Annotated in this window: 15 protein-coding genes and 2 pseudogenes; 12 read left to right on the top strand and 5 right to left on the bottom strand. The window is 74.5% G+C overall.

The window, feature by feature from the left end:
* Positions 1-378 precede the first annotated feature (378 nt).
* Positions 379-1,272, top strand: a complete 894-nt coding sequence (locus ABEB13_RS34230; RefSeq protein WP_345708576.1) for an ABC transporter substrate-binding protein — start codon at positions 379-381, stop codon at positions 1,270-1,272.
* Positions 1,273-1,354: 82 nt separating this feature from the next.
* Here ABEB13_RS34230 and ABEB13_RS34225 read toward each other — a convergent pair whose 3' ends face one another.
* Positions 1,355-2,344, bottom strand: coding sequence for a quinone oxidoreductase family protein (locus ABEB13_RS34225; RefSeq protein WP_345708575.1), 990 nt, complete (start codon positions 2,342-2,344; stop codon positions 1,355-1,357).
* An 88-nt stretch (positions 2,345-2,432) separates the two neighbouring features.
* On the opposite strand from ABEB13_RS34225, the gene ABEB13_RS34220 reads away from it, so the two are divergent.
* The gene (locus ABEB13_RS34220) at positions 2,433-2,771 is read left to right on the top strand and encodes an ArsR/SmtB family transcription factor (protein ID WP_345708574.1); all 339 of its coding nucleotides are present in this window, start codon (positions 2,433-2,435) and stop codon (positions 2,769-2,771) included.
* 33 nt (positions 2,772-2,804) lie between these two features.
* Here the strand turns inward: ABEB13_RS34220 and ABEB13_RS34215 are convergent, their stop codons facing one another.
* A complete protein-coding gene (locus ABEB13_RS34215) occupies positions 2,805-3,755 on the bottom strand; it encodes a tellurite resistance/C4-dicarboxylate transporter family protein (RefSeq protein ID WP_345708573.1) in 951 nt (316 codons plus the stop codon).
* Positions 3,756-3,947: 192 nt separating this feature from the next.
* Here ABEB13_RS34215 and ABEB13_RS34210 point away from each other — a divergent pair, with 192 nt between their 5' ends.
* The 5 genes and pseudogenes from ABEB13_RS34210 to ABEB13_RS34190 all read left to right on the top strand — a co-directional run bounded on the left by ABEB13_RS34210 (position 3,948) and on the right by ABEB13_RS34190 (position 11,848).
* Positions 3,948-7,697 carry a nitrate reductase subunit alpha gene (locus ABEB13_RS34210; RefSeq protein WP_345708572.1) on the top strand — a complete coding sequence of 1,250 codons (3,750 nt, stop codon included), beginning with the start codon at positions 3,948-3,950 and terminating at the stop codon, positions 7,695-7,697.
* Positions 7,694-9,288 (top strand): annotated as a pseudogene (narH, locus tag ABEB13_RS34205) (nitrate reductase subunit beta). The gene ABEB13_RS34210 and the pseudogene narH overlap by 4 nt, the downstream one beginning before the upstream one ends.
* The gene (narJ, locus tag ABEB13_RS34200; protein WP_345708571.1) at positions 9,285-9,914 is read left to right on the top strand and encodes a nitrate reductase molybdenum cofactor assembly chaperone; all 630 of its coding nucleotides are present in this window, start codon (positions 9,285-9,287) and stop codon (positions 9,912-9,914) included. The pseudogene narH and the gene narJ overlap by 4 nt, the downstream one beginning before the upstream one ends.
* On the top strand, positions 9,914-10,639 hold the full coding sequence (narI, locus tag ABEB13_RS34195; protein WP_345708570.1) for a respiratory nitrate reductase subunit gamma: 726 nt from the start codon (positions 9,914-9,916) through the stop codon (positions 10,637-10,639). Before narJ ends, narI begins: the two co-directional genes overlap by 1 nt.
* 60 nt (positions 10,640-10,699) lie before the next feature.
* Positions 10,700-11,848, top strand: a complete 1,149-nt coding sequence (locus ABEB13_RS34190) for a serine hydrolase domain-containing protein (RefSeq protein WP_380231833.1) — start codon at positions 10,700-10,702, stop codon at positions 11,846-11,848.
* Positions 11,849-11,873: 25 nt separating this feature from the next.
* Here the strand turns inward: ABEB13_RS34190 and ABEB13_RS40855 are convergent, their stop codons facing one another.
* The 3 genes and pseudogenes from ABEB13_RS40855 to ABEB13_RS34175 form a co-directional block, all read right to left on the bottom strand.
* Complete coding sequence (locus ABEB13_RS40855) at positions 11,874-12,476, bottom strand: hypothetical protein (protein ID WP_425559927.1); 603 nt, start codon at positions 12,474-12,476, stop codon at positions 11,874-11,876.
* A gap of 536 nt (positions 12,477-13,012) precedes the next feature.
* Positions 13,013-13,891, bottom strand: a pseudogene (locus ABEB13_RS34180) (carbohydrate kinase family protein); the annotation flags it as partial.
* Between the two features lies 1 nt (position 13,892).
* Positions 13,893-14,867 (bottom strand): pseudouridine-5'-phosphate glycosidase, encoded by a 975-nt coding sequence (locus ABEB13_RS34175; protein WP_345708568.1) that lies wholly within the window; start codon positions 14,865-14,867, stop codon positions 13,893-13,895.
* Between the two features lie 342 nt (positions 14,868-15,209).
* On the opposite strand from ABEB13_RS34175, the gene ABEB13_RS34170 reads away from it, so the two are divergent.
* The 5 genes from ABEB13_RS34170 to ABEB13_RS34150 all read left to right on the top strand — a co-directional run bounded on the left by ABEB13_RS34170 (position 15,210) and on the right by ABEB13_RS34150 (position 19,253).
* On the top strand, positions 15,210-15,728 hold the full coding sequence (locus tag ABEB13_RS34170; RefSeq protein ID WP_345708567.1) for a toxin-antitoxin system HicB family antitoxin: 519 nt from the start codon (positions 15,210-15,212) through the stop codon (positions 15,726-15,728).
* Positions 15,729-15,818: 90 nt separating this feature from the next.
* Entirely contained in the window at positions 15,819-16,661 is an 843-nt protein-coding gene (locus ABEB13_RS34165) for a DUF4097 family beta strand repeat-containing protein (RefSeq protein WP_345708566.1), read from the top strand.
* 107 nt (positions 16,662-16,768) lie between these two features.
* Positions 16,769-17,782 (top strand): ATP-binding cassette domain-containing protein, encoded by a 1,014-nt coding sequence (locus tag ABEB13_RS34160; RefSeq protein ID WP_345708565.1) that lies wholly within the window; start codon positions 16,769-16,771, stop codon positions 17,780-17,782.
* The gene (locus tag ABEB13_RS34155; RefSeq protein ID WP_345708564.1) at positions 17,779-18,561 is read left to right on the top strand and encodes an ABC transporter permease; all 783 of its coding nucleotides are present in this window, start codon (positions 17,779-17,781) and stop codon (positions 18,559-18,561) included. The genes ABEB13_RS34160 and ABEB13_RS34155 overlap by 4 nt, the downstream gene beginning before the upstream one ends.
* A gap of 65 nt (positions 18,562-18,626) precedes the next feature.
* Entirely contained in the window at positions 18,627-19,253 is a 627-nt protein-coding gene (locus ABEB13_RS34150) for an alpha-ketoglutarate-dependent dioxygenase AlkB (protein ID WP_345708563.1), read from the top strand.
* Positions 19,254-19,274: the final 21 nt, after the last annotated feature.

The raw sequence follows: 19,274 nt of genomic DNA, 5'->3' as shown, positions 1-19,274 counted from the left end.
CGAGCCGGGCAGCGAGCAGGCGCAGGGATGCCCGGCTCCGAGGGGCCGGTCCGGGCGCGCCCCGCTCGGCCGGCCGGGTACGGACTGCGCCGCCGGGGGCTGCCCGCCCCTCCGCATACCCGCTGGTAGGGGGCCCGGGGCTGCCCGGCCGCGGTGCGGAGTGCAAGGATGGGCGATCCGCCCCCGGTGGCGTACCTCGGTCGACCAGGCCGCCTGCCCATCCTGCGGCGGCCTCCGGTAACGGGACCAGGTCCGCGTCGCGTAACCCTGCGGCCTCGGCGGCGTGAGTGCCCTGGCGTGAGTGCCCTTCGTGCGCCCTCCGCCAGCCCCTCCTCCTTCCCTCCCTCAGGAAGATCCCTCACCATGCACGACATCCCCATGTCCGCACGCGCTCTGGCGGCCGTCAGTGCGGGCGGTCTGCTGATCTCCGGCTGTGCCGGCTCCGCCACCGGGGCGGCCGACGGCTCGACGGCGCTGCGCGACCGTGTACCGCCCGCCGTCCGCAAGGCCGGTGTGCTGCGGATCGGCTCGTACCTCAACTACCCACCGGTCGACTTCCGGGACGCCGACGGGGCGCCGGCCGGGCTGGACCCAGACATCGCGAACGCGGTCGGCAGACTGCTCGGCCTCAAGGTCGAGTTCGTGGACATGCCGTTCGACAAGCTGATCCCGGCCGTCCAGGCCCGGTCGGTCGACCTGGCGATGTCGGCGGTGATCGACACCGTGCCGCGCCAGAACGGCCTCGACGACAACGGCCGGCAGACGGGCCCGGGCGTGGACTTCGTCGACTACTTCATCACCAGCAGTTCGCTGGTGGTCAAGGCCGGCAACCCGGCCGGGATCACGACGCTGGACAGTCTCTGCGGGCACTCGGTGGCCGTGCAGACCGGCACCGTCCAGGCGGAGATCGCCACCCGGCAGGTCGGCGCCTGCAGCCGGTCGAACGACAGGCTGGACGTCCACCTGCTCGGCACCGACCAGCAGGCGCTGGCCGAGGTGGCGAACGGCGCCGCGGTGGCCGATCTCAACGACTACCCGGTCGCGCAGTACAACACCTCGGCGGAGCGCGGCGGCAAGTTCCAGCTCACCGGCGGCAGCCTGCAGTCGAGCCCGTACGCGATCGCCGTGAACAAGCAGGACGGCGGGCTGCGGGACGCCCTGGCGAAGGCCGTCGACCAGCTGATCCGCAACGGCGAGTACGACCGGATCCTCGACACCTGGGGGCTGCACACCGGCGCCGTCTCCAGCGCGGTGGTCAACGGCGGACGGTGACGCCGCCCGGGGCGGGGGCCCGACAGGCCGCCCCCGCCCCGGGCGCGTCCCCGTGCGGCCGACGCGCAGCCGCCCGGCCGGGTCAGCCCCGGACGCGGGCGACGTACTTGCCCTCGCCGCGGCCCTCGGCGAGCAGCTGGTGCACGGCGGGCACCTCCGCGAGCGAGCCGGCCTCGGCGGGCGCGGCCTCCAGCCGGCCCTCGGCGATCAGACCGAGGACCCGGCGCAGCCCGGCCGCGGCCCGCTGCGGCGCGGTGGCCCACAGGCCGCTGACGCTGAAGCCGCCGATGGCGACGTTGCCGCCCATCAGCCGGCCGAACGACGGCAGCGGGGCCTGCTCGGCGCCGCCCGCGTTGCCGAACAGCACGATCCGTCCGCCGGGCGCCGTGACGGCCAGGTCGGTCTCCAGCATCGTGGTGCCCAGCGGGTCGAGCACGATGTCCGCCCCTGCGCCGCCGGTGGCCGCCCGCACCGCCCCGGCCAGGTCCCCGCCCCGCGCCACCGCCAGGTCGTACCCGCTCTTGAGCGCCGAGGCGACCTTCTCGGGGCGGCCCACGGTGCCGACCCGCAGGCCGCCGCCGAGCGCCGGGACGAGCTGGGCGACGGCGCTTCCCACGCCGCCGCTGGCCGAGTGCACCAGCACGGTGTCGCCGGGCCGGAACCGGGCGGCGTCCGTGAGCAGCAGCAGCGCGGTCGTGAGCATGAGCGGGGCCGCCGCCGCGACGGCCGACGGCACCGCGTCCGGCACCGGCACGGTGCGCTCGGCCCGCGCGACGGCCACCTCCGCCAGGCCGCCGCTCCCGGTGTAGGCGGCCACCCGCTGCCCCACCGTCAGGCCGTCGACGCCGGGGCCGACCTCCCGGACGGTCCCCGACACCTCGGCGCCCGGTGCGTGCGGCCAGCCACCGCTGTACCCGGTGTCGCCGCGGCGGACCATCACATCGACGAAGTTGATCCCGGCGTACGCGACGTCGATGGTCACCTCGCCCGGGCCCGGCCGGGGTTCGGCGATCTCGCGGATCTCGGTGCCGTCCACTCCCTGCGACGGCCCGGTCATCATCAACGTGCGCATGGTGCCTCCCGATTCGACGTTCGATGTTCGTCGTACGACGAAAGTAGTACCATGAACGTACGATGGATGTCGAAGGAGAAGGTCGGAGATGCCGAGATCGCAGCGCAGGGCGCTCGCCCACCCGGAGCCGGAGGAGTTCCAGGTGCTGGACATCCTGCACGCGCTCTCCGACCCGACCCGGATGACGATCGTCCGCACCCTGCGCGGTGCGCCCGAACGCGCCTGCGGCACCTTCCCGGTGGAGGTCGCGCCGTCCACGCTCACCCACCACTTCCGGGTGCTGCGCGAGGCCGGGGTCATCCGCCAGCGGGAGGACGGCAACCGCCGGTGGACGATGCTGCGCGACGAGGACCTCGAAGGGCGCTACCCCGGCCTGCTCGACTCGATCGTGACGGCCTACGAGAGCGGTCCGGCCGCGGCCGGATGACGGGCGGCCGCACGACACGTACCTGACGCACCGTCAGGAGTCCTCCGCGCGGGTGGCGGTGCGGACCAGGCCCGCGGCGGTGAGCAGCCACCCGGCCACGGCCACCCAGAGCAGGACCTCGCCGACCGTGCGCAGCCCGGCGACGTGCGCGGCCGTGGCGGTGGAGAGCGCGGCGACGGCGCTCATGCCGAGCGGGAAGACGGTGGACCAGCGCCGGACGTCGTAGCGCGGTCGCGGCCGGACGAGCTCCGCGGCGAGCAGCAGCGCATAGGCACCGAGGTCGACGGCCAGCAGGACGAGCGTGGTCGTCCGCAGCGCGTTGTGCACGCCCGGCGACCACAGCGCGGAGGCGACCAGCTTCGAGCCGGCCAGCGCCGAGATGGCGAGCGCACCGGCGGCGATCCACTGGTCGCCGGCGCCCAGCCACACCTGGCGCGGGTCGAAGCGGGCCAGCGCCTCCAGGTAGAGCAGCAGACCGAGGCAGAACAGCACCAGGGCGGCCCGGCCGAGCCAGTCGCCGCAACCGGCGAGCGCGAGGGTGCCGGCGAGGACGGCAAGCCCCTGGGTGGCCACGCAGACCAGGAACGCCGCGCCGGGCATGGGCCGCTTCCAGTGCCGCATGACGGCGTACAGGAGCACCGGCCACAGGACGGCCGATAGGGCCAGCAGGACGCCGGCGGTGGCGTGCCAACCGAGCAGCGAGAGCCGGGTCCCGAGCACGCAGGTCGCGGCGACCGCGGTGAGCGCCGGCGGGGTGCGGGCCAGCGTCGTCCAGCCGCCGCGGTCGCGGACCAGCCGGACGGCGAAGTCGGCCGCGAGGACAAGCCAGACGGCGCCGGCGAGGACCAGTGCGACCACCGACGCGGCGGAGTGGCCGAGCAGTTCCAGGCCGACGGAGATGATGCCGGTGGCCATCACGACGGCGCCGGCCGCCGGCGGGAGTCCGGCCCACCAGCGGGCCGACACGGGGTTCATGATCCCCATGGTGGCAGAAGCGCGCCACGCGGCACGGTTGTCGGCCCCGGGCGCGCCCGGGGCCGTCCCACCGTCGCCCGGCGGTCGCCAGGCAGGCGCCGGGCAGGCGCACGGACGTCGCCGGGCAGGCACGCGGCGACGGGGCGACCCCTCGGCGCGCCTCCCACCCGCTCGGGCGAAAGGTCCGTTTGATGGTGGTTCATGGTGGATGATCGTCAGCGCCCCGGACGGGCAGATCCGGCCGACCCCGCGGACCGGGCCGGCCACCGGGGCACCGCCGCGGAACCGGCGGCCCTGCTGCTTGCGAGCGGACGGTTCTTCCGGCGCGCCGAGACCCCCGCCGACCTGCACAGCGTGCGCCTCACCGGCGGCCGCGCGGGAGACACCTTCTACCGGGACCGCTGGAGCCACGACAAGGTCGTCACCTCCACCCATGGCGTCAACTGCACCGGCTCCTGCCGGTGGAAGGTGTACGTCAAGGACGGCATCATCACCTGGGAGACCCAGGCGACGGACTACCCCTCGGTGGGCCCCGACCGCCCCGAGTACGAGCCGCGCGGCTGCCCGCGCGGCGCCGCCTTCTCCTGGTACACCTACTCACCGACCCGGGTCCGCTACCCGTACGTGCGCGGCGTCCTGCTGGAGATGTACCGGGAGGCCCGGGATCGGCTCGGCGACCCGGTGCTGGCCTGGGCCGACATCCAGGCCGACCCGCAGCGCCGCCGCCGCTACCAGCAGGCACGCGGCAAGGGCGGTCTGGTCCGCGCGGGCTGGGAGGAGGCGGTCGAGATCGTCGCCGCCGCCCACGTGCACACCATCAAGGCGCACGGCCCCGACCGGGTCGCGGGCTTCTCGCCGATCCCGGCGATGTCGATGGTCTCGCACGCCGCGGGCGCCCGATTCATGTCGCTGATCGGCGCGCCCATGCTGTCGTTCTACGACTGGTACGCGGATCTGCCGGTCGCCTCACCGCAGGTGTTCGGCGACCAGACGGACGTCCCGGAGTCCGGGGACTGGTGGGACGCGGCCTACCTGATCATGTGGGGCTCCAACGTGCCGGTGACCCGCACGCCGGACGCGCACTGGATGGCGGAGGCCCGGTACCGCGGGCAGAAGGTCGTGGTGGTCGCACCGGACTACGCGGACAACGCCAAGTTCGCCGACGAGTGGCTGCACCCGCATCCCGGCACGGACGGCGCGCTCGCCGTGGCGATGGGCCACGTGATCCTCCGCGAGTGCTTCGTGGAACGCGAGGTGCCGTTCTTCGCCGACTACGTCCGGCGCTTCACCGACCTGCCGTTCCTGGTGACGCTGGCGGAGAAGGACGGCGCCCGGGTGCCGCACAAGTTCCTGCGCGCCGCCGACCTCGGGGACGACGGCGAGGGCGCCGACTGGAAGACGGTGGTGCTGGACGCGGCGACCGGCGCGCCCGCCGTCCCGGGCGGCTCGATCGGCTTCCGCTGGACGGAGTCCGGCAAGGGGCGGTGGAACCTCGACCTGGGCGACCTCGACCCCGTCCTCTCGCTGCACGGCGACGCCGCGGCGGTGCCCGTGGAGGTCCTGCTGCCGCGGTTCGACACCGAGGGCGGCCCGCACGGGCAGGGCCGCGGCGACGTGGTGCGCCGCGGGGTGCCCGCCCGCCGGCTCGGCGGGCCGGACGGGCCGCTCGTCACCACCGTCTTCGACCTGCTGCTGGCCCAGTACGGGGTCGGCCGGGAGGGCCTGCCCGGCCACTGGCCCGCCTCGTACGAGGACCCGGAGAACCCGGGCACCCCCGGCTGGCAGGAGGTGCACACCTCGGTGCCGGCCGCGGCCTGCGTACGGATCGCCCGGGAGTTCGCGCGGACGGCCGAGCAGTCCGAGGGCCGCTGCATGATCCTCATGGGGGCCGGGACCAACCACTGGTTCCACTCGGAGACGATCTACCGGGCGTTCCTCGCCCTGCTCCAGCTCACCGGCTGCCAGGGCCGCAACGGCGGCGGCTGGGCGCACTACGTCGGCCAGGAGAAGTGCCGTCCGTCCACCGGCTGGGCGACGCTGGCCAGTGCCTCCGACTGGTCGCGGCCGCCGCGCCAGATGATCGGCACGGGTTTCTTCTTCCTGCACTCCGACCAGTGGCGCTACGACCGGTTCGCCGCCGACGTGCTGGCCTCGCCGCTCGGCGAGGGCCGCTTCGCGGGCATGACCGGCGCCGACTGCCTGGCGCAGGCGGCCCGTTCGGGATGGATGCCGTCCTACCCGACCTTCGACCGCAACCCGCTGGACCTCGCCGACGCCGAGGACCCGGTCGCCGCCGCGGTGGAGGGACTGCGGGCCGGGACACTGAAGTTCGCCTGCGAGGACCCGGACGCCCCGCAGAACTGGCCGCGGGTGCTGACCCTGTGGCGGGCCAACCTGCTGGGCTCCTCCGCCAAGGGCGCCGAGTACTTCACCCGGCACCTGCTCGGCACCCACTCCTCGCTGCGCGCCGAGGAGGCCCCCGAACACCTGCGGCCGCGCGACGTGACCTGGCACGAGCAGGCCCCCGAGGGCAAGTTGGACCTGCTGCTGTCGCTGGACTTCCGGATGACCTCCTCGACCCTGCTCTCCGACGTGACCCTGCCGGCGGCCACCTGGTACGAGAAGCACGACCTGTCGACCACCGACATGCACCCCTTCGTGCACGCCTTCACCCCCGCCGTCGACCCGCCCTGGCAGGCCCGCACCGATTTCGACGCCTTCCACGCCATCGCGCAGCGGCTGAGCGAACTCGCCCACGGGCACCTGGACACCCGCCGGGACCTGGTGGCCACCCCGCTGCAGCACGACACCCCGGGCGAGGTCGCCCAGCCGGGCGGAGTGGCGGCGGACTGGCGCCGCGGCGAGTGCGAGCCCGTCCCCGGCCGGACGATGCCCAACCTGACGGTCGTCGAACGCGACTACACCGCGATCGGCGCCAAGATGGCCGCGCTCGGGCCGCTGGCCGAACGGCTGGGCCTGCCCGCCAAGGGCCTGACGCTGCACCCCGACGAGGAGATCGAGACCCTGCGGGCCCTCAACGGCACCGCCCGCGGCGGACCCGCGGACGGCCGCCCGCTGCTCGACACCGCCGTCAAGGCCGCCGACACCATCCTCGCGCTGTCGGGAACGACCAACGGGCGGCTGGCCGTTCAGGGCTTCCGGGCCCTGGAGGAGCGCACCGGGACCCTGCTCGCACAGCTCGCGACCGAGCACGAGGGCAAGCGGGTCCGCTACGCCGACACCCAGGCCGAGCCCGTACCGGTGATCACCTCGCCCGAGTGGTCGGGCAGCGAGTCCGGCGGCCGCCGCTACACGGCGTTCACCCAGAACACCGAGCACCTCAAGCCCTGGCACACCCTCACCGGCCGCCAGCAGTTCTTCCTCGACCACGACTGGATCCACGAACTCGGCGAGGCGCTGCCGGTGTTCCGGCCCCCGCTCGACATGCACCGGCTGTTCGGCGAACCGGCCCTCGGACCAGACGGGCAGCGGGAGGTGACCGTCCGCTACCTCACCCCGCACAACAAGTGGTCGATCCACTCCGAGTACCAGGACAACCTCTTCATGCTCGCGCTCTCCCGCGGCGGACAGCTGATCTGGATGTCGCCGCAGGACGCCGACGCCATCGGGGTCCGCGACAACGAGTGGGTGGAGGCGGTCAACCGCAACGGCGTGGTGGTGGCCCGCGCCGTGGTCTCGCACCGGATGCCACGCGGGACGGTCTACATGCACCACGCCCAGGAGCGCACGGTGGCCGTCCCCCTGACGGAGACCACCGGCCGGCGCGGCGGGATCCACAACTCGCTCACCCGGCTGATCCTCAAACCCACCCACCTGATCGGCGGCTACGCCCAGCTGAGCTGGGCGTTCAACTACCTCGGCCCGACCGGCAACCAGCGCGACGAGGTCACCGTGATCCGCCGCCGTTCCCAGGAGGTGCAGTACTCGTGAGGGTCATGGCGCAGCTGGCGATGGTCATGAACCTCGACAAGTGCATCGGCTGCCACACCTGTTCGGTCACCTGCAAGCAGACCTGGACGAACCGCAGCGGTACCGAGTACGTGTGGTTCAACAACGTCGAGACCCGGCCCGGTCAGGGCTACCCGCGGCGCTGGGAGGACCAGGACCGGTGGCGCGGCGGCTGGGGCCTGGACCGCCGCGGGCGCCTCAATCTCCGCTCGGGGGCCGGATCCAGCGGCTGGCGCGGATCTTCGCCAATCCGGTGCTGCCCGGGATCAAGGACTACTACGAGCCCTGGAGCTACGACTACCGCACGCTGGTCAACGCCCCGCTGGGCGAGGACTTCCCGGTGGCGTCGCCGCGCTCGCTGCTCACCGGCGAGCCGATGACCATCGAGTGGAGCGCCAACTGGGACGACAACCTCGGCGGCGCGACCGAACACGGCGACGCCGACCCGATGGTGGCCCGGACCCGGGAGAAGGCCGCCGAGAAGGTGCGGTTCGCCTTCGAGCAGACCTTCATGTTCTACCTGCCGCGGATCTGCGAGCACTGCCTCAACCCGGCGTGCGTCGCCGCCTGCCCGTCCGGCGCGATGTACAAGCGGGAGGAGGACGGCATCGTCCTGGTCGACCAGGACCACTGCCGGGGCTGGCGCCAGTGCGTCAGCGGGTGCCCCTACAAGAAGGTCTACTTCAACCACCGCACCGGCAAGGCCGAGAAGTGCACCTTCTGCTACCCGCGGATCGAGGTCGGACTGCCGACCGTCTGCTCGGAGACCTGCGTCGGGCGGCTGCGCTACCTCGGTGTCCTGCTGTACGACGCCGACGCGGTCACCGCCGCCGCCTCCGTCGAGGACGACACCGCCCTGTACGAGGCCCAGTTGGGCGTCTTCCTGGATCCGGAGGACCCGGCGGTGCGGCGGGCGGCCGAACGCGACGGCGTCCCGTACGCCTGGGTGGAGGCGGCGCGGCGCTCACCCGTGCGGGCCCTCGTCTCCACCTACCGGCTGGCGCTGCCGCTGCATCCCGAGTACCGCACCCTGCCGATGGTCTGGTACATCCCGCCGCTCTCCCCGGTGGTGGAGGCGCTGACCGAGACCGGCTTCGACGGCGAGGACGCCGGGAACCTCTTCGGCGCCATCGACACCCTGCGCATCCCGCTGGAGTACCTCGCGGAGCTGTTCACCGCGGGCGACACCGGGCCTGTCCGGGCCTCGCTGGAGCGGCTGGCCGCGATGCGCGCGCACATGCGCCGGCTCAACCTGAACGAGCCGCCGGATCCGGCGATCGGCGCCGCGGTCGGCCTCACCGGCGACGAACTGGAGGCCATGCACCGGTTGCTGGCCGTCGCCAAGTACGAGGACCGCTACGTGATCCCGACCGCCGCCGCCGGTGACGCACGGCGGCTGGAGGAGGCCGCACTGCCCGACGGCTGCAGCCTCGACCACGACGGCGGCCCCGGCATGGGCGGTTCGGGCCCGTTCGGCGAGAACTCGGGGCGCAAGGCGCTCCCGATGGTGTCGCTGGAGAGCTTCCACCTGCTGCGCCGGCGGCAGACCGCGGACAAGGAGGAGGAGACGTGAGCGGCACCGACCGCGACCGCGCCGTCCTGTACCAGGCGGCCGCGCACTGCCTGGTCTACCCGGACGCGGAGTTCCTCGCGCGGCTGCCCCTGGTGCGGGCGGCGGTGGACGGCCTGGCCGGCCGGGCCGCCGGCCTGCTGCGGCCCTTCCTGGCGTACGCCGCCGCCACGCCGCCCGCCGACCTCGCCGCCCACTACGTGCAGGTCTTCGACTTCCGCAACCGGCACTGCCTCCACCTGAGCTGGTGGCGGGACGGCGACACCCGCCGCCGGGGCAGCTCGCTGGTGCGGTTCAAGGAGGCCTACCGGGCGCACGGCCTGGAGTTCGACGGCCGGGAGCTGCCCGACTTCCTGCCCGCCGTGCTGGAGTTCGGCGCGGCGACCGGCTGCACCGACCTGCTGACGGAGCACCGCGCCGGACTGGAGCTGCTGCGGCTCGCCCTCGCCGAGGCCGACACCCCCTACGCCGGGGTGCCGGCGGCGGTCTGCGCGACGCTGCCCGGGCCCTCGCCGCGCGACCGCGCCGAGGCCCGGGCGCTGGCCCGCGGCGGCCCGCCGCGCGAGGAGGTCGGCATGGAGCCGTACGGCCGGCCGGGCCTCCTCCCGGTGCTGAACGGAGAAGCCTGATGCAGACGTTCCTGTGGGGCGCGCTCCCCTACGTCGCCTTCGTCCTGCTGGTGGGCGGGCTGGTCTGGCGGCACCGCTACGACAACTTCGGGTGGACCACCCGCTCGTCCGAGGTCCTGGAGTCGCGGCTGCTGAACATCGCCTCGCCGGTCTTCCACTACGGCATCCTGTTCGTGCTGGCGGGCCACCTCCTGGGCCTGTTCGTGCCCGCGTCGTGGACGGACGCGCTGGGAGTCAGTGAGCACGCCTACCACCTGCTGTCCCTGATCGGCGGCACCGCCGCCGGGCTGCTCGCCGTGGCCGGCCTGGCGACGCTGGTGTACCGCAGGCGCACCAACATGCCGGTCTTCCGCGCCACCACCCGCAACGACAAGCTGATGTACGTGTTCCTGGTCGGCTCGATCTTCCTCGGGATGTGGGCCAAGCTCACCAACTCGACGTTCAGCCACGGCTACGACTACCGCAGCACGATCGCGCCGTGGGCCCGTAGCCTGTTCACGCTGCACCCGGACGTGGCGCTGATGGCGGGTGTCCCGACGTCCTTCCAGGTGCACGCGGTGGTCGGCATGCTGCTGATCGCCCTGGTGCCCTACTCCCGCCTGGTGCACATGTTCAGCGCTCCCGTGCAGTACCTGTTCCGCCCGTACATCGTCTACCGCCGCAGGGACCCGCGGCAGTTGGGCGAGCGGCCGCCGCGGCGCGGGTGGGAGGGCATCGACGGGTAGCGACGGACAGCGCCCGCCGCACGCTCCCGGACCATGACGACCAGCCGAGAAGGTGGACCGATGACCGACCTGCACGACGTTCTGCACGCCAGGGTCCGCGACGGCTCCGTCCCCGGCGCCGTCGGCCTGGTGGCCCGGGGTGACCGGGTCGAGGTGCGGGCCGTCGGCTCGGCCGACGCCGCGGGCAGCACCCCGATGGCCCGGGACTCGATCTTCCGGATCGCGTCGATCGGCAAGCCGATCACCTCGGCGGCGGTGATGATGCTGGTCGACGAGGGCCGGATCGCGCTGGACGACCCGGTCGCGCCGTGGCTGCCCGAGCTGGAGGCGCCCGTGGTCGTCGGCTCGCCGGCCGGCCCCGTCGACGACACCGTCCCGGCGGCGCGTCCGATCACCGTCGCCGACCTGCTCACCTTCCGTGCCGGGTACGGCTTCCCCGCCGACTTCTCGCTGCCCGCCGTCGGTCTGCTCTTCAGCGAGCTGCGGCAGGGGCCGCCGCAGCCCCAGCTGGTGGTCCCGCCGGACGAGTGGATGATGGCCCTGTCCGGCATCCCGCTGCTGCACCAGCCCGGCGACGCCTGGCTCTACAACACCTGCTCGGACATCCAGGGTGTGCTGATCGCCCGCGTCACCGGGCGCCCGCTGCCCGAGTTCCTCGCCGAGCGGCTGTTCGAGCCGCTCGGGATGGTGGACACCGGGTTCGCCGTGCCGGCGGCCGCGCTCCCCCGGTTCACCTCCTTCTACCGGGCCGCTCCCGCGGGCGGGCTCGACCTGGTGGACGGACCCGACGGGCAGTGGAGCTCCCCGCCGCCGTTCCCGTCCGGGGCGGGCGGGCTGGTCTCCACCGCCGACGACTGGCTCGCCTTCGGCCGGATGCTGCTCGCGGAGGGCGAGTCCGGCGGTCGGCGGCTGCTCTCCCCCACCGCCGTCCGGCAGATGACGACCGACCACCTGACGGCATCGCAGCGCGCCGCGGGCGAGCTGTTCCTGGAGGGCCAGGGCTGGGGTTTCGGCGGTTCGGTCGACGTCGAGGCCGTCGAGCCGTGGAACGTCCCCGGACGCTACGGCTGGGTGGGCGGCACCGGCACGGCGGCGCACATCGTCCCGTCCACCGGCACGGTCACCGTGCTGCTCACCCAGGTGGAGCTGGCCGGACCGACCCCGCCGGCCCCGATGCGCGACTTCTGGCGGTACGCGGCCGACCGGTGAGCGCACCGGCCGGCACCGCGCGGGTTCACGAGGAGCGGCGCGCGCGCCACAGCCGGGCCAGCCCGATGGCGGCCGCCACCGCGATCAGGGCGGCCAGCGCGTGATCGGACGTCCCGCCCGAACCGCTGTGCTGCGCCGTACCGCCGGCCGCGGCGGGCGGTGCGCCCGAGGGCGCCGCGGAGCCGCCCGCACCGCTCGGCGCGGGCGACGCCTCGCTCAGGGCGAGCCGCCAGACGTCGCTGTCCGAGCCCTCGCTGCCGAACAGCACCGCCGCACCGTCCGCCGTGAACGTCACCGACTCGCCCTGTCGTTGGAAGGGCACGTCGAGCGGGCGCAGCCGCTGCGGTGCGCCGTCCCGCCAGGCGTACAGGTCGGCGGAGAAGTAGCCGCGCAGGACGAGCCGGTTGCCGTCCGGGGAGAACGCACCGTCGGTCACCCAGGGCACCTCGGCGATCCGCCGGAAGGTGTTCACCCCGGACGCGGACAGGTGCTCCGGCCCCTGGTAGAGCCCGCCGCCGGACTGCCGCTTGCTCGCGATGTAGGCGCGCCCGGTGACCGGGTGGATCATCAGCGCCTCGGCGTTGCGGGGGCCGTCCTCGTAGCGCACCCGGTAGCGGACGGCGTCCACCGACTGGTCGTGCAGGTCGGCCGGTTCGGTGAAGCGGTAGAGCCAGACCTCGGGCCAGGTGCCGTCCAGGTTGTCGCCGATGTCGGCCAGGTACAGCTGACCGTCCGGGCCGAGCGAGATCGCCTCGGCGTCCCGGGGCTTGACGCCGCGCAGGGTGACGGTGGCGAGGGTGCGGCCCCGGCTGTCGACCGCGTACACGTACGGGCCGTCGTCGCTGTCGTTGTGCGTCCAGTAGACGCCGGGGTGGGCCAGGCTGGCCGCCAGGCCGCTGGATTCGGTGATCCGCTTGTCCGGGATGGTGAAGAGGCGCTCCGGCCGCTCGACGGCGGCCGCGGGCAGCGCCGCCGGGCCGAGCAGGACGAGCAGGGCCGCACCCGCCGCGATGGCGCGCGGCGCCTGCCGAACCCGTCCCGTCCGCCCCCGGCGGTCGCCCGCATCTCCATCCCGCGATCATCGCACGGCGGTGGCACCCCCGGGACGGGGTCGTCCGGGGCCGGGACGCGCGCGGTGAGGCCGCCCGGGAGCGCGGCGGCGTCCGGTGGGCGGCCGCCCACCACGGTGACCGCGGCCGCCCCCGCGCGGCAGCCCGCCCGGGCCGCCTCCACCGGGTCGGCCCCGGCCAGCCGCGCCGCCAGCAGCGCGCCGGTGAAGGCGTCCCCGGCGCCGGTGGAGTCCACCGCCGCCGCGGGCTCGGCCGGCACCCGGGCCAGGACGCGTCCGCCGGCCGCGACCAGGGCGCCCGCGGCGCCCAGGGTCACCACCGTCTCGCCGTACCGGGCGCTGAGCAGCTCCGCGGCCGCGACCGGGTCCTCCGTGCCGGCCAGCAGCCGGGCCTCGTCGCGGTTGGGGAGCAGAAGGCCGACGCCCTCCAGTGCGGCGCGCACGGCGTCCACGCCGGCCCGGGCGAGGAAGCCCGCGGAGGCCGGATCCGCGCTGACCGCGACGCCCCGGGCCCGGGCGGCGGCGACCGCCACCGCGACCAGCCGCCGGCCCGTCCCGCCGAACAGGTGGTAGCCCGACAGGTGCAGCCGGGCCGCCCCGTCGAGCAGGGCGTCCGCCCAGTCCGGCGGCCCGAGCCGGACGGCGGCCCCGCCGTCGGTGACCAGGGTCCGCTCCGCCGCGGCGTCCACCAGGCTGATCACCACGGCGGTCGGGGCCGCCGCGTCGACCACCAGGTGCGGCGCCACCCCGGCGGCGCACAGCGCGCCTCGGTGCCAGTCGGCGGAGTCGGCGCCGGCCCGCGCCAGCAGCCGGGCCTCCGCACCCGCCGCGGCGGCCCACACCGCCACGTTGGCCCCGGCTCCGCCCGGCCGGACGGCGATCCGCGCCGCGGTGTCGGTGTCCGGCGAGAGCGGGCCCTCGTGCAGCGCGACGACGTCGGTGACCACCTCGCCGACGACGAGCAGCGCGCCCATCTCAGCCCCGCCCGCGCTGCGGGCCGGCCGCCCAGCGCCCGGCGATCTCGGCGGCGAGCCGGACGTTGCCGCGCACGGCCGCCAGGTTGGCCTCCAGCGAGGCGCCGGCGGTGTGCTCGGTCAGGTGGGCCAGCAGGAAGGGCGTGATCGCCTGCCCGCGGACCCCGGCCCGGTCGGCGGCGGCCAGCGCCTCCGCCAGCACCCGGTCGTGCAGGGCGGGGTCGAGCTGCTCCCGCGCCGGGACGGGGTTGGCCACCACGAGCGCCGAGCGGATCCCGCCGAGGGCGTCCTGGGCGCGCATCACGGCCGCGATCTCGGCGGGGTCCTGGACCGTCCAGCCGACCGGCTGCCCGGACCCGGTGAGGTAGAAGCCGGGGAACTGCGCGGTGCGGTAGCCGAGGACGGCGACCCCGAGGGTCTCCAGGCGCTCCAGGGTCGCCGGGACGTCGAGGATCGACTTCACCCCGGCGCAGACCACAGTGATCCGGGTACGGGCCAGCAACGCGAGGTCTGCGGACTCGTCCTGGCTCGCGGCCCAGTCGCGGTGGACACCGCCGAGACCCCCGGTGGCGAACACCCGGATGCCCGCCCGGGCGGCCAGGAAGGCCGTACCGGAGACCGTGGTCGCCCCGCTGGCCCCGGTGGCGAGCGCGGGAGCGAGCTCGCGGAAGCCGAACTTGCGCAGCGAGTCGTCCTCGGCGATCCGCTCCAGCCCGTCCTTGTCGAGGCCGATGTGCGGTTGGCCGTCCAGGACGGCGACGGTGGCCGGGACGGCTCCGCCGGCGCGGACGAGATCCTCCAGTTCCCGGGCGACCCGGAGGTTGCGGGGCCTGGGCAGGCCGTGCGCGATGATCGTCGATTCGAGGGCGACCACGGGAGCTCCGGCGGCGAGGGCGTCGGCGACCTCGGCGGAGAACCGCAGCACACCCGGGGCGGGGGTGGCGGGGGTGACAGGACTGGCGGAGGGTTCGGTCATGCCGGGTTCCTGCCCACCGCGGCGGCCCGCCATGACTGCCGGCGCCCGCGGCCGGGAATCCGCGGGCGCCGCGGACCACCGGGCGGAGGGGCGGGCGCACGGCCCGGCGGCTCCTGGCACCGGATGGCACCGCGTGGCGCCGGACGGCGCCACCTGGTGCCAATCGGTGCCACCCGGCGCCGAGTCAGGCTGACCAGCGACGCGAGTCCACGCATGATGCCAGCCCAACACAGCCTGCCGCCTTCGCATGTCCGCAGGTCAGAGCCTGCTTCACCGAATCCACCCCCGCCGTCTCACCCCGCACGCTTGCGCGTGGTGCCACAGTGGTGCCACGATAGGGCCATGGACCTCACCCCCTATGTCGACACCCTTCGCCGCGAACTTGCGGTGGCTGCCGCCGCCGGAGGGGAGGACGCCCGCGAACTGGCCGAGCGGCTCACCGCCCCTCTGGAGTCGGCGAGCCGCCTGACCATGCTCAACGTGCTCTCCGCCGCGATGGACGAGATCACCCGCGAGCTCGCCCCTGGCTCGGTCGACGTACGACTGCGCGGGCTGGACCCGGAGTTCGTGGTGACGCCGGCGCCCACCGACGGCGGCCCCACCGACGCGGTCGCCGCGCCCGTCGAACCGCTCCAGGCGCCGGCGCCCGCCGACGGCGACGAGAGCGGCACCGCCCGTATCAATCTGCGCCTGCCGGCCCACCTCAAGGCACGCGCCGAGGAGGCCGCGGCCCGCGAGGGCCTGTCGGTGAACGCATGGCTGGTGCGGGCCGTGTCGGCCGCGGCCGACGGCGGCACGCGGCCTCGCCCGGCCGAGAGGACCCGCACCATCGGACAGAGCTTCACGGGCTGGGTGCGCTGACCGCACCCGGCCCACCCGCGCCGACCCACCCCACCCGCACCGCGTCCCACCAGCGGGGACGCCCCCACGACCCATGAGGACGGTACAGCCATGCCTTCTTTCGACACCCCCGAACCGATTTCGGCCACCACCCGCGTGGACGCCGGCTCCATCCGGTTCACCGCGGGCGACCGCCCCGACACGGTCGTCGAGGTCCGACCCCGCGACCCGAAGCGGGACAAGGACGTGCGGGCGGCCGAGCAGACCGAGGTCACGTACGCGGGCGGCGTGCTGACCGTCCGGACGAAGCAGCGCCACCTCGTCGGGCCCGGCGGCGTCGTCGACGTCACGGTGGACCTGCCCACGGGCTCGCGCATCGACGTGACCGGCGCCTGGGCCCAGGTGCTCGGCGAGGGCCGGCTCGGCGAAGTCCGGGTCAAGACCTCGTCCGGTGACGTCCGGCTCGACACCACCGGCGCGCTCCACCTGACCGCCGCCCACGGCTCGATCACCGTCGACCGGATCGAGGGGACGGCCGAGATCACCACCAGCTCCGGCAGCCTGCGCGTCGGCACGGTCGACGGTTCCGCCGTCCTGAAGAACTCGCACGGCGCCACGACCGTGGGCACCGCCCTCGGCGACCTGCGGGTGAGCGGCGCCAACGGCGACATCGGCATCACCCGCGCCGAGAGCTCGGTCGTCGCCACCACCGCCCACGGCACCCTGCGCGTCGCCGAGGTCGCCCGCGGCACCGTCCAGCTGGAGACCTCCTACGGCGCCATCGAGGTCGGCGTCCGCGAGGGCACCGCCGCCTGGCTCGACGTCAGCTCGGAGCGCGGGCAGGTGCGCAACACGCTCGCCGATGCCGAGCCGCCGAAGGAGACCGAGGACACCGTCCAGGTCCGCGCCCGGACCCGCTACGGCAACATCGACATCCGCCGCGCCCGGGCCTGAGCAGACGGCCCCGGCCGCCCGCCCGCACCCCCGTCGCCCCGCACCCCTCCACCCCGCACCCCTCCACCCCAGCCTCCGAACGGGAGAGCCCCATGCCGCCATCTGTCATGCCTGCGCCAAGAAAGCACGATCCGCAGCCGCCCGCGGCCGTCACCGCCGTGGGACTGCGCAAGTCGTACGGCGACAGGACGGTGCTCGACGGCATCGACCTGCGCATCGCGGCCGGGTCCGTGTTCGCACTGCTCGGGCCGAACGGCGCCGGCAAGACCACCACGGTGCAGATCCTCTCCACGCTCGTCGCCGCCGACGGCGGCCGGGCCCAGGTCGCGGGCCACGACATCTCCACGTCACCGGACGGGGTGCGCGCCGCGATCGGCGTCACCGGGCAGTTCGCCGCGCTCGACGACCTGCTCACCGCCGAGGAGAACCTGCTCCTCATGGCCGACCTGCTGCGCCTCGGCAAGCGCGAAGGACGCTCCCGGGCAAAAGAGTTGCTCCGGCGATTCGACATCGCGGACGTCGCGCGGCAACGGGCCGCGACCTTCTCCGGCGGCATGCGGCGCCGGCTCGACCTCGCCATGACGCTGGTCGGCGACCCCGAAGTGATCTTCCTGGACGAGCCGACGACCGGGCTCGATCCGCGCAGCCGCCGCACCATGTGGGAGACGGTGCGCTCGCTGGTCGCCGGCGGCACCACGGTCTTCCTCACCACCCAGTACCTGGAGGAGGCCGACCAGCTGGCCGACCGGATCGCCGTGCTCGACGGCGGCCGGATCGTCGCCGAGGGCACCGCCGACGAGCTCAAGGCGCAGATCCCCGGCCGTCACGTACGGCTGCGCTTCACCGACTCCGCCGCACACGGACGAGCGGCGGCCGCCCTCCCCGACGCGACCCGGGACGACGAGAACCTCGCCCTGCGCGTCCCGGGCGACGGCGGACTCGACACGCTGCGCGGCCTGCTCGACCGGCTCGACGCCGCCGGCATCGGGGCCGCCGACCTCTCCGTGCACACCCCCGACCTCGACGACGTGTTCCTCGCCCTGACCGGACACGCCACCACGGGACACGCCGCCACCGGAACCGACGACACCCCACCGCCCGTCAAGGAGACCCAGCGATGAGCACACTCGCCCACGCCGCGCACGACTCGGCGACCATGCTGCGGCGCAACCTCAGGCACGCGCTGCGCTACCCGGCCGTGTCGCTGGGCAGCGCCCTGACCCCGATCCTGATGCTGCTGCTCTTCGTGTACGCCTTCGGGGGCTCGATCGGCGCCGGAATGGGCGGCGGCCGGGACGCGTACCTGGAGTACCTGACGCCCGGCATCATCGTCATGGGAGTGGCGGCCGGGGCGATGTCGACCTCGATCGCGGTCTGCTCGGACATGACCGGGGGCATCATCAACCGCTTCCGCACCATGAACATCACCCGTTCGTCGTTCATGACCGGCCATGTCGTCGGCAGCGTCGTCCAGACGATGACGGGCATCGTCCTCGTCGTCGCGGTCGCGCTCGCCGTCGGGTTCCGGTCGGACGCGAGCCCGCTCGAATGGCTCGCCGCGGCAGGCCTCCTCACCGCCATCGCGTTCGCGGTGACCTGGCTGTCGGCGGCACTCGGCCTGATCTCCAAAACCGTCGAGTCCGCGAGCAACAAGCCGCTGCTGGTCCAGTTCCTGCCGTTCCTCGGCTCGGCGTTCGTACCGGCCGACTCGATGTCGCCGGGCCTGCGCTGGTTCGCCGAGCACCAGCCGTTCACCCCGATGACCGAGACGCTGCGCGGCCTGCTCTCCGGCTCGGCGATCGGCGACAACGGGTGGATCTCGCTCGCCTGGTGCGCCGGCATCGCCGTGGTCGGCTACGTCTGGTCGCGGTCGCTCTTCAACAGCACGACCAGGCGCTGACCCTCCACCGGCCCCACCGGCCCGCCGCTCGCACATTAGTTCGATTCAGGGGTACCCTGAGCGGCATGCTCCACCTCCAGGATTCGCTGTTCGACACCGCCGAGGACGTCGGCGTCGGCCCGCTCGGCGGCCTGCGCCGCACGGCGCTCGGCGACGGTGCGTGGATCGACGTGCTGCCGGGCTGGCTGCACGGCGCAGGACCGCTGTTCGAGGCCCTCGCCGCCGAGGTCCCCTGGCGCGAGGAACGGCGCACCATGTACGAGCGGGTGGTCGACGTGCCCCGGCTGCTGGCGTTCTACGGCGAGGCGGACACCCTGCCGCACCCGGCCCTGGCCGCGGCCCGCACCGCGCTGAGCTCCCACTACGGCCCCGAACTCGGCGAGCCGTTCAGCACCGCCGGGCTCTGCTACTACCGGGACGGGCACGACAGCGTGGCCTGGCACGGCGACCGGCTCGGCCGGGGCGGTCTGCAGGACACCATGGTGGCGATCGTGTCGGTGGGCGAACCGCGGCCGCTGCTGCTCCGCCCGCGCGGCGGCGGCAGCCCCACGGTGCGCCGGCTGCTGGGCCACGGCGACCTGCTGGTGATGGGCGGCAGCTGCCAGCGGACCTGGGAGCACGCCGTCCCGAAGACCGGCCGCCCGGTCGGCCCGCGGATCAGCATCCAGTACCGGCCCCGCGGGGTGCGCTGAACCTCCGGGCGACCCCGCGGC

This window comes from Kitasatospora paranensis, from assembly GCF_039544005.1.
Taxonomy (GTDB): domain Bacteria; phylum Actinomycetota; class Actinomycetes; order Streptomycetales; family Streptomycetaceae; genus Kitasatospora; species Kitasatospora paranensis.
This window is presented reverse-complemented; position numbering and strand designations above follow the sequence as displayed.